Here is a 14511-nt window from a genome sequence, read left to right as displayed (position 1 = left end):
GATCTACGCCGGAGACGCGCTCGGCGAAACTACTTGAAGACGCTTTGGCGCTGCATGAGCAGGCTGTAGAGGGTCTGCTGGATGGTCTCGCGGACCTGGTCAGTCACGTTGAAGACCAGCATCGGGTCCTCGGCCGCGCCGGCGTCGTACTCGTCGGTGCGGATCGGCTCGCCGAACTCCAGCAGCCACTTCGAGGGCAGCGGAATCAAGCCGAGCGGACCGAGCAGCGGGAAGAACGGCGTGATCGGGATGTACGGCATGCCCAGCAACCGGGCCAGCGCGGGGACGTTGCCGACGAGCGGGTAGATCTCCTCGGCGCCGACGACTGACAGCGGAACGATCGGGACACCAGTGCGCAGTGCGGCGGACACGAAGCCGCCACGTCCGAAGCGCTGCAGCTTGTAGCGGTCCGAGAACGGCTTGCCGATGCCCTTGAAGCCTTCGGGCCACACGCCGACGAGTTCGCCACCGCGCAGCATCCGCTCGGCGTCCTCGGTGCAGGCCAGCGTCGCGCCACCCTTGCGGGCAAGGGCGCCGACCATCGGCAGGCGGAACACGAGGTCCGCGCCGAGCGGGCGCAGGTGGCGGCCGGTCTGGTCGTGGATCGAGACCATGGTCATCAGGCCGTCGACCGGGATCGTGCCCGAGTGGTTGGAAACGACCAGGGCGCCACCGGTGGCCGGGATGTTCTCGGCGCCGCGGACCTCGATCCGGAACCACTTGTCCGCAATCGGGCGCAGCGCGGCCATGAAGAAACGGGTGGTGACCTCTTCGTCGAAGCCGTATTCGTCGACGGTGTAGTCGCCGGTGAGACGGCGTCGCAGGAAGGCCAGGAAGCGCGCCAACTGCGGCTCCCACTGGTCACCGAACATCTCGCGGCTGGCGTGCTGGAACGCGGCGAGCCAGTCGCCGACCGGGATGCCGGCCAGCGGGCTGTTCGATCGGTCTTCGGTGCGCGCAGCCGTCAGGCCGGTCGGTACGGCGGCCGGTTCGTCGAGCACGGACGCGGTCCGGATGACGGGCTCGTCAGCGGCCGGCTTCGGCGCCAGGACGTCGTCCGCCGCGGCGTCGGGTTCGGCGACCGGTGCGGTCGGCTTCTCCGGCTTCGCGGGCGGAGCCTTCTTCGTCGTACCGCTCTTGGGCGCGAGGCCCCGCGCAGCAGAGGAGGGGCGGGTCCCGGTGCCGCGGCCGGGCTGGCCGCGGGTACCGATCGGGATGATGTCAGCGTCGGCCATCGTGGTCTCCGGCAAGCGTGAGCTGGGCGGGACGGTCCTCGTCGACCGGGGGCAGGTGGTCTGCCAAGGCACCGAGGACGCGGTCAGCGCGTCCGCCGGCAGGCGGCAGGGTGGCGACGAACTCGGCCAGCGACTCGGCCGTGGAGTAGTGCGGCTCGAAACCGAGGTCTGTGCGCATCCGGGTGGTGTCGACGCCGCGACCGTAGGTCAGGAACGCGATCAGTTCGGGCGACAGGTCGGCCACGCGGGCCGACTTGAGGAAGGAACCGAGGCCACCGAAGGCGACGCCGGGCAGCGGGACACTGGTGCGACCCATCCGGCGCAGGACCTGGGACAACATGACCAGACCGTCGCCGGCGACGTTGAAGGTGCCGCCCGTGTCGGACAGCACCGCGTGGCGCAGCACGCGGTTGAGGTCGGTCTCGTGCAGGAACTGCAGGCGCGGGTCGAAGCCCAGCACGGTCGGGATGACCGGCATCCGCAGGTAGGAGGCCAACGGGCTCATCACCCGCGGGCCGAGCACATTGGCGCAGCGCAGCAGTGTGACCTGGACGTCGGGGCGGCGGCGCGCGAAGCCGCGGACGTAGCCCTCGACCTCGGTGACGTCCTTGGCGTACCCGGTCCGCGCAGGGCGCCGGGGCTCCATGTCCTCGGTGAACATCGCGGGGTCACGGCTGCTGGCGCCGTACGCGATGGTCGAGGACTTCACGACGAGCTGGCGGACCTGCTCGGCCTTCTGGCACGCCGCGAGGAGTTGCATCGTCCCCATGACGTTGAGCTCTTTCATCGTGCCGCGGGCACCGGCGGAACCGGGCGTGGCGATGACGCTCATGTGGACGACCGTGTCGACGCCCTCCTTGGCGATCACCTTGGCGATCACCGGGGTGCGGATGTCGGCGCGCACGAAAGTGACGTCGCCGAGATCACCGCGGGGCGGGATCACGTCGACGCCAATGACGCGGTCGACTCCGGGGTCGGTGGCGAGGGTGCGCGCGAACGTGCGTCCGAGGTCCCGGGAAACTCCCGTGACCAGGACCGTGCGACCGGCGCCCATACCCCGACTCCTCGGTTCAGGCCGCGCGCTCAAGGCGCGCGGCATGACCACTTACTGCAGAAGAATTACTTGCCGAGCTTGCGACGCTGAACGCGCGTCTTCTTCAACAGCTTGCGGTGCTTCTTCTTCGCCATCCGCTTACGGCGCTTCTTGATGACAGAACCCACGTGGAACCTCTCCAGATCGCCCGGCAACATTGCCAGGCGGAACGTTCGACGCTCCAGGTAGTCCCCGGAGCACCCGGTCAGCCTATCGGTGACCGGGTGGCCCCGGTGAATCTGCGTGGGAGATGGGATGAAGATCGCAATACGGGGGTGTGCACCGACCCCGGCCAACAGCGGGGGGCGGCCCGGCCAGAATCAGCCGGCGTCGTAGAAGGATTTGCGGAGGTACTCGTTGACGTTGTCCTCGGTGACCCGGAACGACCGCCCGACCCGCACCGCGGGCAGTTCGCCGTTGTGGACCAGTCGATAGACGGTCATCTTGGAAACTCGCATGACCGAGGCAACCTCGGCGATGGTGAGGAATTTCGGGTCCGGAAGGGACTCGGCGCGCTCGCGCGACGTAGGAGCCATGACAACCACCGCTTTCTTCGCGCCCGTCACTGCCTTCCCCAGCAGTGAACTCTGCGGACGCCTGAGCGTGACAATAGGGCCAGATGTGACGCGTGGGGAAGAGATTCACCTGTGAAACTTTTGAGGCGGCGGCGTGTCGCCTTGACCCTCTCGGTTAAGTCACACGGATGTTGTTCTGTCCATCCCGTCCCCGTGGCCGCTGCGCAGCGATGTCGGTGGGCGCTGGCAGACTGCGTTCCATGACGATCCAGGCACTGCTCCTCGACCTGGACGACACGCTCGTGGACCACCGCGGCGCGGCCGATCGAGGCCTGCGCGCATGGCTGACGGGACTCGGCCTGGCCGAGTCCCCGGCCGAGCTGGAAGGACACGTCGAGCGCTGGTTCGTGCTGGAGGCGCGCCACTACGAGCGCGCCCAGCGACGGGAACTGACCTACACCGAGCAGCGGCGGGTGCGGATCCGCGCGTTCCTGCCCAGCTGGGACCTCGCCGACGACCAGCTGGCCGACGACGTGTTCGCGGGCTTCCTGGGCTGCTACCAGGCCGCCTGGCGTGCGTTCGATGACGCAGCGGCCCTCATTGCCCGCGTCCGCCGCGCCGGCCTGCCCGTCGGCATCCTCACCAACGGCGACGAAGCGATCCAGACCAACAAGCTGCGCCGCACCGGCCTGCTCCGCGACGACGTCCCGGTCTTCGCCTCCTCGGCGCTCCCGGCCGCCAAGCCCGACCCCCGCTCGTACCTCACGGCATGCACGCGCCTCGGGGTCGACCCGGCCGCGACGTTGATGGTGGGCGACTCGTTGCGCCACGACGTCGTCGGCGCGCAACGCGCCGGCCTGCAGGCGCGCCTGCTCGACCGGCACGGCCGCTACGACGCCCACAGCAGCCGCGAACGCGTCCAGTCCGTGCGCGGGCTGTCCGAACTCAGCGACCTGGTCAGCCAGATCGCGAGTTAGTCCCGGAACTCCTAGGAGCCGAGCTCCTGCGAGCGGTTCCGGGCAGCTTCGAGGGCCGCCAGGAAGGCCGCCCGCACGCCGTGCACCTCGAGCTCACGAAGGGCCGCGGCCGTCGTACCACCGGGTGAGGTGACCTGCTCGCGCAAGACAGCCGGGTGTTCGCCCGTCTCGCGCAACATCAGGGCCGAGCCGACCAGCGTCTGCACCGCCAGTTCGTGGGCGACGGTGCGGGGCAGGCCGAGGTGGACGCCCGCCTCGATCATCGCCTCGACGACGAAGAAGACGTACGCCGGACCGGAGCCGCTGATGGCGGTGACCGCGTCCTGCTGCTTCTCGGGCACACGCACGACCTTGCCGACCGAGCCCATCAGCGCCTCGGCCTCGGCGAGGTGGCTGTCGTCGCAGTGAGTGCCGGGCGAGATCGCGGCCATGCCCTCGTCGATCAGGGCCGGCGTGTTCGGCATGACCCGGACGACGGCGACGCCCTCGGGGACCTTCGACTCGATGAACCCGGTGGTGATGCCGGCGGCGAGCGAGACGAGCAACTGGCCGGGGCGCAGGGCCGGGCCGATCTCGGCGAGCACGTCGGACATGTCCTGCGGCTTGACGACGAGCAGCACCGTGTCGGCTGCAGCGGCTGCGGAGACCTCGGCGACCACCGCGACGCCGTACTTCTCGTTGAGCTCAGCGGCGCGCTCGGCCCGCTTCTCGACGACCACGAGCTGGTCGACCGCGCGGCCGGACCGGATCAGGCCTGACAACAGGGTCTCCCCCATCACACCGGCACCGATCACGGCAGTCCGTCGGAACTCAGTCATGCGTCACTCATTTCCTGGAGATCAAGGACGTGAGAAACAGTGACAGGTCGCTCAGGCACAACGCCACCGGGTTCCACGTAACGAGCGTTGGCTGCTCAGGGGTTCACCCACTTGTAGATGCTCGTCGAGGTGGACGGCTTCAGGCCTGGGTTGCCGGAGTAGACGGCCTTGAAGGTGTGCACGCCCGTTGGGCCAGCGGCGACGGCGGAGCAGGTAGCAACACCGTGATCGTTGACGGGCACGGCGGCGCACGCCACGGACTTGCCGTCGTAGAAGGTCATCGTCCCGTTGTAGCCGTAGTCGTAGGTGAAGGCCCCCGGCGTCACCGTCGCGGTCAAGGTCATCGGAGAACCGATCCGGGGAGTCCCGGCGCTGGCCTTCAGCGTGGTCCTGCTCGCGACCTGGTACCCGCTGCCGGTGATTCGGAACTCTGGCAGGTGCACGCAGAGACCTGCGGCGTTGCACACCCCGACATAGGCGTCCGCCGCATGGCTCCCGGCCTGCATCGGTTGGAACTTGATCTCGACGAGGCAGACAGTCGGGCTCTGGCAGGTCGTCCTTCCGTACCGGAAATCGTTGGTCGGGTTGGGCACGGACGGGACATGACCGAAGCCGACTCCCGAGACGTGCCAGCCGGCGGCGAGGGTGACTCTCACCGACTTGACCGCTGTGGTGGTCACCCGGACCTGGCCGAAGGCCAGGCTGGTCGGCGAGACCGTGCCCGGCGCCGTACCCGTCCCGGAGATCGTTGAAGTGAGCGCGGTGCAGAACGAGAGATCCGCGACCTTGCAGACCCGCACCCTCATGGTGTCGCCCTGCTCCCCGATCGAGCGAGGGCGGAACGCGGCGGTCATCGTGCAGCTGGTCGCGGTGGGCGAGGCGCCACACGGGTCGGTGTAGACCCCGGGCGGGACGGCCGGGACGGTGAATGTCGCTGTGGCCGGTCCGGGCTGGTTGGCGAAGTCGACCAAGCGGACGAACCAGCCTGCGTCGAAAGTGACCGTGAACGGCTTGGTCACCGTCGCGCCAACCATTGCCTGACCAAAGGCAACGGCCGGGCTCGTGCCGGGGGCAACTCCCGTCCCGGTCATGGGCACGTAGGTGTGCGAGCACGAGCTGCTCGACGAACAGGTCACGACCCAAAGCGTCCCTGTGGCAACGCCGGCCTGGGTCGGGCTGAAGGTCGCCGTCACCGTGCACTCGGTCGGCCCGGGAACCGAGCACGTGGCCGGCACCGTGGGCACGTCGAAGGGCGCACCTTCCTGGGACTGGACATGATCGATCGTCTGCCCCGCGGCAACCGTCAAGGTCACGGACCGCGTCAGTGTCTTGCCGACCTGGATCGAGCCGAAGGAGACGGGCGAAGCGGTGACCGGTTCGGCGGCCTGGGCCGCCGTGTTCACCAGAGCGCTGGCGAGCAGCGCAACGAGGACGGCGAGGACACGCATCATCGGACGGGCGATTCGAGGCATGGGGGGTTCTCTCGGTAGGGGGCCCGGACATGCAACCACCGCGTAGCGATGCGAGTCAGCGGATTCCGGGAACTCACGGCCGGTGATCCGCCGCTTCTACCTCTTCGAGATCAGAGAGGTCAGGAAGAGGGACAGGTTCTGCGGACGCTCCGCCAGTCGCCGCATCAGGTAGCCGTACCACTGCTCGCCGTAGGGCAGGTAGACGCGCACCTCCTCGCCGCTCTCCGCGAGGCGGCGCTGCTCGGCGGGCCGGATGCCGTAGAGCATCTGGAACTCGTAGGTGCCGGGTGCCTTGCCGTAGCGACTGGCCAGGGACGCGGCGATCTCGATCAGCCGCGGATCGTGGGTGGCGATCATCGGATAGGCGTCGCCGGCGAACAAGGCCTTGAGGCAGCGGACGTACGAACGGTCGATGTCCCCCGGGTCGGTGAACGCGACCTCGGCGGGCTCGTCGTAGGCGCCCTTGCAGAGGCGGACCCGGCTTCCGGCGTAGGCGAGGGCACGGCAGTCGGCCTCGGTCCGGTGGAGGTGCGCCTGTACGACGGCGCCGACCTTCGGGAACTCCTCCCGCAGCGCCAGCACGATCCGCAACGTGGCGTCGGTGACCGTGTGGTCCTCCATGTCGATGGTGACCGTGGTCCCCGCGCCATTCGCGGCCCGACAGATCTTGCGCGCATTCGTCAGGGCGATCCGTTCGCCGTCCTCGAGCAGCAGCCCGATCGCGGTCAGCTTCAGTGACACCTCGGCGTACGACGACAGCCGGCGGTCGGCGATCTTGTCGAGCAGGATCCGGTAGGCCTGCACCGTGGCGGTCGCCTGCGTCTCGTCGAGCGTGTCCTCGCCCAGGTGGTCGATCGTCGTACCAATGCCGAGCGCGGCCAGCTCCTCGACGGCCTGCAATGCGTCGCGCACCGTCTCACCGGGCACGTAGTTGCGGACCATTCCGGACGTGATCGGGAGCGTCGTGACCATCTTCTTCACGGCGCCACTGCGCGACAGCAGCAGGAGGGAATCCCGGACCGGTCGCATGGCCCCAACTTACGCAAAGGGCCCACAGAATGGGGGTTTCAGCTCAGGTGTTCACCTGAGATCAAGCCCACGCGCGGCTCCGGTTTCAGTCCGTACGACGCCGCAGGGTCGCCGCACCGAGGGCCAGCGCGGCCACGGCGAACCCGGCCACGATCGCGACGTCGCGCCACACCTCGCCCGAGCGGGTGCTCGTGGCCAGCTGCTCCATCGCATCGACCGCATAGGACAGCGGCAGCAGGTCGGCCACGATCTCGAGCGCCCGCGGGAGCCGGTCGCGCGGCAGGAGGAGGCCACACAGCAGGATCTGCGGCACCACGATCGCGGGCAGGAACTGGACGGCCTGGAACTCCGTGCGGGCGAACGCGGAGACAAACAGGCCGAGCGCCGTGCCGAGGATCGCGTCCGCCACTCCGACCACGACGAGCAGCCCGGCGGCTCCGCGGATGTCGAGGTCGAGCAGCCCGATCGCGACGCCCGCCGCGAGGGAGGCCTGCACCGCAGCGACCGCACCGAAGGCCAGTGCATAGCCGAGCAGGAAGTCGAGGCGCCCCATCGGCATCGTGAACAGTCGCTCGAGCGTCCCGCTCGACCGCTCACGCAGCGTGGTCACGCTCGTCACCAGGAACATCACGAAGAACGGGAAGATCGCCAGCAGCGCCGGGCCGATCCGGTCGAAGACCAGTGGCGTGTCCAGGAAGACCCACCACAGCAGGGCCTGGAGCAGGCAGGGCAGCACCAACAGCATCGCGAGGGTGCGGTGGTCGCGGCGCAACTGGGTGAGCACCCGGGTGGTGATCGCCAGCGTCACGCGGGGATTCATGCCACGTCCCCTTCGACGAGGGCGAGGAATGCGCTCTCGATGTCGGCGGCGCCCGCCCGTTCCTTGATGGCAGCGGGGGTTCCCTGGGCGAGGATCCGACCTTCCCGCATCAGCAACAGGTGGTCACAGCGCTCGGCCTCATCCATCACGTGGCTCGACACGAGCACCGCCGTACCGCCGTCCGCGATCCGGTGGAACAACGCCCACAGGTCGCGCCGCAGCACGGGATCCAGCCCGACCGTGGGCTCGTCGAGGACCAGCAGGTCCGGCTTGCCGAGGAGCGCCACGGCCAGCCCGACCCGCGAACGCTGGCCGCCGCTGAGCCGGGACACCACGCTGTCGCGGTGACTGCCCAGGTCGACCGCAGCGACAGCCTCGTCGACGGCGCCGGCCGACCTGCCCAACACCCGCGCAAAGAAGCGGAGGTTCTCGGTGACCGTCAGGTCGTCGTACACGCTGGAGGACTGGGTCTGATAGCCGACGCGGTCGCGGACGGCCGGACTTCCCGCCGCTGCGCCGAGGACGGTGACCGTGCCCGCAGCGATCCGCTGGACGCCGACGATGCTGCGCAGGAGGGTCGACTTGCCGCACCCGGACGGACCGAGGAGGCCGGTGACGCCGGGGCCGATCTCGAGGTCGAGGCCGGCGAGGACGACGGTGCCGCCGCGCACCACCCGCAGTGCCTCAAGCGTCACCACCGCATCACTCGCCATGTGTCGAACGATCCTCCACCGGCACGACGGTCAGGTGCTGCTTGGCGAACTCCAGCGACTCGAGCAGGTCGGCCTCGCGTTCCTCGCGGGTCGTGCAGCGCCGGGTGTTGATCTCGAGCACCACCTCGCCCGCGAAGCCGGTCGCAGCGAGGTGCTGGAGGAAGGCGGCCGCACCGATGTCGCCACGACCGGGGACGAGGTGCTCGTCCTTGGCGGAGTCGGTGCCGTCCGTCAGGTGGATGTGGCGCAACCGCGGGCCGAGTCGCTCGGCCATCGCGATCGGGTCGGAACGCGCAATCGACGCGTGGGACAGGTCGATCGTGGTGTTGGCATAGGGCTCGTCGGAGGGATCCCACCCGGGCAGGTACATCTCCATCTGCCGACGGGACGCGCGCCACGGGTACATGTTCTCCACCGCGAACGCGATGCCGGTGGACTCCTCGAGAGCCGCGATCCCGTTGACGAAGTCGCGGGCGTACTCCTTCTGCCACCGGAACGGAGGGTGCACGACGACGACCTCGGCGCCGACCTCCTTCGCCATCGCCGCGGAACGCTCGAGCTTGCCCCAGGGCTCGACGCCCCAGACCGCCTGCGTGAACAGCAGGCACGGCGCGTGGATCGCACTCACCGGCATCTCATGGTGCTCGGAGAGGTGCCTGACCGCACTGACCTGCTGCGACAGAGCGTCGATGCCGACCATCACTTCGACCGCCTCGTAGCCGACGCTGGCCGCATAGGCGAAGCCGTGTGCGGTCGACTCGGGATAGACCGAACTGGTGGACAGTCCGATCCGAGGGCGGTTCATGGGGACCGTCACGGTCCGTCGGCCACACCGAGTTTGTCGATGCGCTCCAGGATCACGCCTTCACGCAGCGCCCACGGACAGATCTCCAGCTCGGCGAGGTCGAAGATGTCCATGCACGCCTCGGCGACCAGGGCGCCCGGAACGATCTGGTGGGTGCGGCTCGGGGAGACGCCGGGCAGCTCGGCCAGCTCCTCGGGCGTCATCGCGACCAGCTTCGGGATCCAGTGGCGCAACTCGGACAAGGGCAGCGAACGCGGGACGAGCGGGCCGTCGCCCGACGGCGCCGAACCACAGATCCGCGCCAGCGAACGGAAGGTCTTGGACGTCGCGGCAGCGCGATGCGTGGTCCCGCCGCGCAGCAGGTGGCCGGCATCGCGGGCGATCTCGGAGCGGATCCGGCGCCGGATCTGGCGCAGGTGCTCCTCATCCGGGGCCGCGGCGAACTCCGCGCGGGCCAGGCGCGCGGCGCCCAACGGCAGCGACCACGCAACAGTCGGCCGCTCGTCGGAGCCGGCGGCGATCTCCAGGGACCCCCCGCCGATGTCGAAGACAGCGAGTCGGCCGGCCGACCAGCCGAACCATCGTCGTACCGCCAGGAAGGTGAGGCGGGCCTCGTCCTCCCCCGGGAGTACGGCGATCCGCACGCCGGTCTGCTGCTCGACATGAGCAAGGACAGCTTCGGAGTTGCCGGCGTCGCGCACCGCGGACGTCGCGAAGGAGAGCATCTCCTCGCAGCCCTTCTCCTCGGCCACACGCACGGCCTGCGCCGTGAAGGCGGCGAGCGCGTCGATGCCGGTCTGTGACACATCGCCGGCCTCGTCGAGGTGTTCGGCGAGGCGAAGCGGCTCCTTGTAGGAGTACGCCGGGAGCGGGGCCGAACCGTCGTGGGCGTCGACCACGAGGAGATGACCGGTGTTGGAACCGATGTCGAGGACGCCCAGCCGCATGCGTCCAAGGTACTAGCCGCGACGCGGCGAGCCACCAGATCTCATCTAGATTGGGCGGATGCCTGAAGTCCCGCTCGTCTTTCCCCGCGCGTGGGTGGAATTCCAGAACCCCGCCGACGAGACCGAAGTCCTTCGTTGTGACCTGACCTGGCTGACGTCGAACTTCACCTGCATCTTCGGCAGCGGCTGCGCCGGCATCTACGCCGACTCTCCCGACGTCGGCTGCTGCACGCTCGGCGCGCACTTCGCCGACAAGGAGGACGAGGAGCGGGTCGCCGGCTTCGTCGAGCAACTCACTCCCGAGCAGTGGCAGCACCACCCCGGGCGCCCGGTGAAGCGCAAGGACTGGGTGGAGAAGGACGACGACGGCGAGCGCAAGACGCGCGCCCACAAGGTCGACGGCCAGAACTCCTGCGTGTTCGCGAATCGCGAGAACTTCCACGCTGGAGCGGGATGTGCGCTTCATGGGCTCGCCCTCGACCAGGGTCGCAACCCGCTCGAGACCAAGCCCGACGTGTGCTGGCAGTTGCCGATCCGACGCACCTTCCGTGAAGTCGAGCGGATGGACGGGTCGTCGTACACAGAGGTCTGCATCACCGAGTACGACCGCATCGGCTGGGGCCCCGGCGGCCACGACCTCGACTGGTACTGCTCGGGCAACACCGAGGCCCACGTCGGCATGGAACCGGTCTACATCTCCAACGAAGCCGAACTGGTCGCGCTGATGGGCCGCAAGGGGTACGACCAGCTGGTGGTCCACGCCGAGGCGCATCTGCGTTCGCGGTCGGCCCTGGCGTTGCACCCCGCCGACCCTCGCTGAGGCTGCCCCGTCGGCCCCTCCGGGCGTGACGACCACCTCTCGACATCAAGAAACCCGGACCCCGCTGGTTTCCCTCTCTCAGCACAGGCTCAGAATGTGTGGCATGCGCCTCGACCATCTCTCCTACGCGGCAGGACCCGACGGACTCGAGAGCACCGCTGCGCGCCTCGGGGCAGCACTCGGTCGTGAATTCGTCGATGGTGGTGTCCACCCCCGCTTCGGCACGGTCAACATGATCCTTCCGCTGGCCGACGGCATCTACCTCGAGATCGTCCAGGCACTCGACCACCCGGCGTCCGACAAGGCGCCCTTCGGCCAGGCCGTCAAGGCCCGCTCCGCCCTCGGTGGCGGCTGGCTCGGCTGGGCCGTCGCCGTCCCGGACATCTCCGTCGTCGAGGAGCGCCTCGGCCGCGCCGCCGCCCCGGGCTCGCGACACCGCCCCGACGGCACCTCGCTGAAGTGGCAGCAGATCGGCATCAACGGCCTGATCGCAGACCCGCAGCTCCCCTTCTTCATCCACTGGGACGTGCCGGCCGAGCTGCACCCGTCCGCCGGTGCCGACGGCAACGTGTCGCTCGCGGGCATCGAGATCGCCGGTGACCCGCAGCGGGTCAGCGAGTGGCTCGGCGAGACCGTCGAGGCTCCGCTCGAGGACGTCAAGGTCGAGTGGGTTGCCCCGCACGGCACCCCCGGCATCCTTGCCGCGCAGGTCCTCACGCCGAACGGCATCGTCCGTATCTGATTGGCCCGAGCTTCGCTCGGGCATGTCGGGCGCCCTTCGGGCGCCCGACGAGAATCAGATGAACGTGATGCGACAGCTGTAACGTGACTCGGTCGAACCCGTCGTGCCGCCCGCCGTTTCTGGACGGAGGAGCGAGCGAGGTACGAGCGAGCGGGGGAGGAAGAAACGGCGCAAGGGGGCGGCACGACATGCGCGAGCGAAGCGAGCGCCCAACAGGCAGAGTGATTCCCAGCCCGAACATCTGGCACCACACCGCCACCTACGAGCTCGAGAACCACGCCGCCGACCCCGACGGCCGCCTCTGGTCGGCGATGGAGGCACGGGTCGACTGGTCCGGCCAGGTCGTGCTCGACCTCGGCTGCGGCTCGGGGTTCCACCTGCCGCGCTTCGCCACGACCGCGGCGAAGGTCATCGGTGTCGAGCCGCACACCGGCCTGACCCGGCTGGCCGAGCGCCGGCTCCGGGCACGTGGCGTCGCCAACGGCGAGGTGCTGGCCGGCACCGCGCAGGCGATCCCGCTACCCGACTCGTCCGTGGACGTCGTACAGGCGCGGTGGGCGTACTTCTTCGGCCGCGGTTGCGAGCCCGGCCTGGTCGAACTCGACCGGGTGCTGCGGCCGGGCGGCACGGCACTGATCATCGACAATGACGGTTCGCGCTCCACCTTCGGCGGGTGGTTCCGGCGCGGCTACCCGCACCTGGATTCCCCCGCCGACACCGAGCGGTTCTGGAGCATCCGCGGCTGGACGCTCGACCGCGTCGACATGGGGTGGCGCTTCGAGAAGCGTGCCGACCTCGAGGCCGTCGTACGGATCGAGTTCAAGCCCGACATTGCGGACGAGATCCTGACCCATCACGACGGCCTCGAGGTCGACTACGCCGTCAACCTCTGGTCACGCGTTCACTGAACGGCGTCGAGTGCGTCGACGACGCCCTCTCCGTAGTAGCTGTTGTCCTGGTCGGTGCCGACGCACGGGGCGCCAGCGGTTGCCACCACGCAGGCGTGGTCGTCGGCCTGGGCCCGCAACTTCTCGACCATCTGTGCCGGCGTCCAGTCCGGGTGAACCGACTTCATCAGGGCCAGGACTCCGGCGACGTGGGGTGAAGCCATCGACGTACCGGACTTCAGGCCGTAGCCGTTGTTGGTGACGATGGTCGACAGGATCCGCGAACCGGGCGCGGCGACATCGATGACGCCGAGACCGCGGTTGCTGAAGCCCGAGAGGCGGTTCTCCAGCCCCGTGGTCGGGAAGCGCTCCAGCGACGAGACGGTGACGACACCATCGAGTTCGGTGGGGATGTCGTCGCACTCGCTGTTGATGGTCCGCACGATCGGCGTGCTGTCGTCCGGGCTGGTGTCGTCGGTCGTCTTGTTCGCCAGGTCGTACGACGAGTTGCCGGCCGCAGCGGCGTGCACGACGCCCTTGTCGGTGGACCAGGCCACCGCACGTCGTACGGCTTCCTTGGCGGCGTACTGGTCGGCCTGGTCCTCGCAGTAGAACATGAAGGGGTCGACGTAGTAGCTGTTGTTGGTGACGTCCATGCCGTGCTGGCCGGCCCAGACGAAGCCGCAGACCGCGAACTCGGGGTAGATGAAGCCCTCGTCGCTGACGACCTTCACGGACGCCATCTTCACGCCGGGCGCGACGCCGACGATGCCGGTGCCATTGCGGGCGGCACCGATGGTGCCGGCGACGTGGGTGCCGTGGTCGCTCGTCGTGGGGTACCAACCGGTGGCCGAGGTGTCAGGGCGGCCGGCGTCGGTGCAGTTCACGGAGTCGGCGACGTCGATGTTCGCCGCCAGGTCGGGGTGGTCGGGGTCGATGCCGCTGTCGAGGACGCCGACGACGACATCGCTCGAACCATCGGTGATCTCGTGCGCCTGGTCGGCCTTGATCATCGCGAGGTCCCACTGCTCGGACTCACGCGGATCGGGCGTGACCGCGAGCGTGGCCTCGGCGCCGGTGGTGTCGGCCTCGCGGTCGGCCGTGGAGCTCTTGCCGACCTGGCCGTTGCCCGGACCCCACGGGGCCGGGACACCCTCGGGCGTGCCCTCGAGGACCGACACGGTGCGGGTGGCGCCGACGGACTCGAGCGCGTGGCCCGCGAGTGCGCGGACCTGGTCACGGAAGTCGGCCTGGTCGCTGTGGGCGACGATGACGCCGATCTGGGGCCAGGTCTGGACGACGACGCCGTCCGCGGCGCGCACTGCCCGCTCGACCAGACGCACCTGGCCGGGGTTCACGATCTTCGTGTTGAGTAGGTACGACGACACCACGCCATCGGGCGTGGAGATCGGGACCGGGGTGGACGGGGGACCGTCGAGAGCGCCGGTCGGCGCCGCGCTGGCACCGGATCCGATCGCGGCGAGACTGGCCACGGTGAGGCCGGTCGCAACCGCGAGAGTGGCGACACGGAGTCGCCGATTGACACCTGAGGGCATGGGTGTTCCTTCCGAGTGAGATGCAGGATTACTGCGCCGTCATCCTCACACCCGCACAGTGTCCTTGTCGCCCCCTCCCGGG

Annotated in this window: 16 protein-coding genes; 4 read left to right on the top strand and 12 right to left on the bottom strand. The window is 69.2% G+C overall.

Annotated elements, in window-relative coordinates:
* Positions 1-29: 29 nt before the first annotated feature.
* The 4 genes from HRC28_RS04970 to HRC28_RS04955 form a co-directional block, all read right to left on the bottom strand.
* Positions 30-1235 carry a lysophospholipid acyltransferase family protein gene (locus HRC28_RS04970; protein WP_182379059.1) on the bottom strand — a complete coding sequence of 402 codons (1206 nt, stop codon included), beginning with the start codon at positions 1233-1235 and terminating at the stop codon, positions 30-32.
* Positions 1222-2289 carry an NAD-dependent epimerase/dehydratase family protein gene (locus HRC28_RS04965; protein WP_182379058.1) on the bottom strand — a complete coding sequence of 356 codons (1068 nt, stop codon included), beginning with the start codon at positions 2287-2289 and terminating at the stop codon, positions 1222-1224. The genes HRC28_RS04970 and HRC28_RS04965 overlap by 14 nt, the downstream gene beginning before the upstream one ends.
* Before the next feature lie 65 nt (positions 2290-2354).
* Entirely contained in the window at positions 2355-2456 is a 102-nt protein-coding gene (locus HRC28_RS04960; RefSeq protein ID WP_008356322.1) for an AURKAIP1/COX24 domain-containing protein, read from the bottom strand.
* A 192-nt stretch (positions 2457-2648) separates the two neighbouring features.
* Entirely contained in the window at positions 2649-2864 is a 216-nt protein-coding gene (locus tag HRC28_RS04955; protein WP_182379057.1) for a helix-turn-helix domain-containing protein, read from the bottom strand.
* A 239-nt stretch (positions 2865-3103) separates the two neighbouring features.
* Here HRC28_RS04955 and HRC28_RS04950 point away from each other — a divergent pair, with 239 nt between their 5' ends.
* Entirely contained in the window at positions 3104-3820 is a 717-nt protein-coding gene (locus HRC28_RS04950; RefSeq protein WP_182379056.1) for an HAD family hydrolase, read from the top strand.
* 11 nt (positions 3821-3831) lie between these two features.
* Here the strand turns inward: HRC28_RS04950 and proC are convergent, their stop codons facing one another.
* The 7 genes from proC to HRC28_RS04915 all read right to left on the bottom strand — a co-directional run bounded on the left by proC (position 3832) and on the right by HRC28_RS04915 (position 10424).
* Positions 3832-4638 (bottom strand): pyrroline-5-carboxylate reductase, encoded by an 807-nt coding sequence (gene proC, locus HRC28_RS04945; RefSeq protein ID WP_182379055.1) that lies wholly within the window; start codon positions 4636-4638, stop codon positions 3832-3834.
* A gap of 95 nt (positions 4639-4733) precedes the next feature.
* Positions 4734-6110 (bottom strand): choice-of-anchor D domain-containing protein, encoded by a 1377-nt coding sequence (locus tag HRC28_RS04940; protein WP_182379054.1) that lies wholly within the window; start codon positions 6108-6110, stop codon positions 4734-4736.
* A 96-nt stretch (positions 6111-6206) separates the two neighbouring features.
* Complete coding sequence (locus HRC28_RS04935) at positions 6207-7139, bottom strand: proline dehydrogenase family protein (RefSeq protein WP_182379053.1); 933 nt, start codon at positions 7137-7139, stop codon at positions 6207-6209.
* An 85-nt stretch (positions 7140-7224) separates the two neighbouring features.
* The gene (locus HRC28_RS04930; RefSeq protein WP_182379052.1) at positions 7225-7959 is read right to left on the bottom strand and encodes an ABC transporter permease; all 735 of its coding nucleotides are present in this window, start codon (positions 7957-7959) and stop codon (positions 7225-7227) included.
* Positions 7956-8672, bottom strand: coding sequence for an ABC transporter ATP-binding protein (locus HRC28_RS04925; protein ID WP_182379051.1), 717 nt, complete (start codon positions 8670-8672; stop codon positions 7956-7958). The genes HRC28_RS04930 and HRC28_RS04925 overlap by 4 nt, the downstream gene beginning before the upstream one ends.
* Positions 8662-9477 (bottom strand): sugar phosphate isomerase/epimerase, encoded by an 816-nt coding sequence (locus HRC28_RS04920; protein WP_182379050.1) that lies wholly within the window; start codon positions 9475-9477, stop codon positions 8662-8664. The genes HRC28_RS04925 and HRC28_RS04920 overlap by 11 nt, the downstream gene beginning before the upstream one ends.
* An 8-nt stretch (positions 9478-9485) precedes the next feature.
* Positions 9486-10424 carry a Ppx/GppA phosphatase family protein gene (locus HRC28_RS04915; RefSeq protein ID WP_182379049.1) on the bottom strand — a complete coding sequence of 313 codons (939 nt, stop codon included), beginning with the start codon at positions 10422-10424 and terminating at the stop codon, positions 9486-9488.
* 58 nt (positions 10425-10482) lie between these two features.
* On the opposite strand from HRC28_RS04915, the gene HRC28_RS04910 reads away from it, so the two are divergent.
* From HRC28_RS04910 to HRC28_RS04900, 3 genes are all read left to right on the top strand, one after another.
* Complete coding sequence (locus HRC28_RS04910; protein ID WP_182379048.1) at positions 10483-11244, top strand: hypothetical protein; 762 nt, start codon at positions 10483-10485, stop codon at positions 11242-11244.
* 103 nt (positions 11245-11347) lie between these two features.
* The gene (locus tag HRC28_RS04905) at positions 11348-11986 is read left to right on the top strand and encodes a VOC family protein (RefSeq protein WP_182379047.1); all 639 of its coding nucleotides are present in this window, start codon (positions 11348-11350) and stop codon (positions 11984-11986) included.
* A gap of 221 nt (positions 11987-12207) precedes the next feature.
* A complete protein-coding gene (locus HRC28_RS04900; RefSeq protein WP_237111706.1) occupies positions 12208-12894 on the top strand; it encodes a methyltransferase domain-containing protein in 687 nt (228 codons plus the stop codon).
* Here HRC28_RS04900 and HRC28_RS04895 read toward each other — a convergent pair.
* Positions 12888-14429 (bottom strand): S8 family serine peptidase, encoded by a 1542-nt coding sequence (locus HRC28_RS04895; protein ID WP_182379045.1) that lies wholly within the window; start codon positions 14427-14429, stop codon positions 12888-12890. The genes HRC28_RS04900 and HRC28_RS04895 overlap by 7 nt on opposite strands.
* Between the last annotated feature and the right edge of the window lie 82 nt (positions 14430-14511).

It is taken from the genome of Nocardioides sp. WS12 (genome assembly GCF_014108865.1).
Lineage (GTDB): Bacteria > Actinomycetota > Actinomycetes > Propionibacteriales > Nocardioidaceae > Nocardioides.
Note: the sequence above shows the minus strand (reverse complement) of the source record. Positions and strands in the feature narration are given on the sequence as shown.

Coding starts and splice junctions, on each gene's coding strand:
- HRC28_RS04920 (WP_182379050.1), bottom strand. CDS start 9,477: ATGAACCGCCCTCGGATCGGACTGTCCACCAGTTCGGTCTATCCCGAG.
- HRC28_RS04910 (WP_182379048.1), top strand. CDS start 10,483: ATGCCTGAAGTCCCGCTCGTCTTTCCCCGCGCGTGGGTGGAATTCCAG.
- HRC28_RS04895 (WP_182379045.1), bottom strand. CDS start 14,429: ATGCCCTCAGGTGTCAATCGGCGACTCCGTGTCGCCACTCTCGCGGTT.
- HRC28_RS04915 (WP_182379049.1), bottom strand. CDS start 10,424: ATGCGGCTGGGCGTCCTCGACATCGGTTCCAACACCGGTCATCTCCTC.
- HRC28_RS04905 (WP_182379047.1), top strand. CDS start 11,348: ATGCGCCTCGACCATCTCTCCTACGCGGCAGGACCCGACGGACTCGAG.
- HRC28_RS04950 (WP_182379056.1), top strand. CDS start 3,104: ATGACGATCCAGGCACTGCTCCTCGACCTGGACGACACGCTCGTGGAC.
- HRC28_RS04955 (WP_182379057.1), bottom strand. CDS start 2,864: ATGGCTCCTACGTCGCGCGAGCGCGCCGAGTCCCTTCCGGACCCGAAA.
- HRC28_RS04925 (WP_182379051.1), bottom strand. CDS start 8,672: ATGGCGAGTGATGCGGTGGTGACGCTTGAGGCACTGCGGGTGGTGCGC.
- HRC28_RS04970 (WP_182379059.1), bottom strand. CDS start 1,235: ATGGCCGACGCTGACATCATCCCGATCGGTACCCGCGGCCAGCCCGGC.
- HRC28_RS04965 (WP_182379058.1), bottom strand. CDS start 2,289: ATGGGCGCCGGTCGCACGGTCCTGGTCACGGGAGTTTCCCGGGACCTC.
- HRC28_RS04930 (WP_182379052.1), bottom strand. CDS start 7,959: ATGAATCCCCGCGTGACGCTGGCGATCACCACCCGGGTGCTCACCCAG.
- proC (WP_182379055.1), bottom strand. CDS start 4,638: ATGACTGAGTTCCGACGGACTGCCGTGATCGGTGCCGGTGTGATGGGG.
- HRC28_RS04940 (WP_182379054.1), bottom strand. CDS start 6,110: ATGCCTCGAATCGCCCGTCCGATGATGCGTGTCCTCGCCGTCCTCGTT.
- HRC28_RS04935 (WP_182379053.1), bottom strand. CDS start 7,139: ATGCGACCGGTCCGGGATTCCCTCCTGCTGCTGTCGCGCAGTGGCGCC.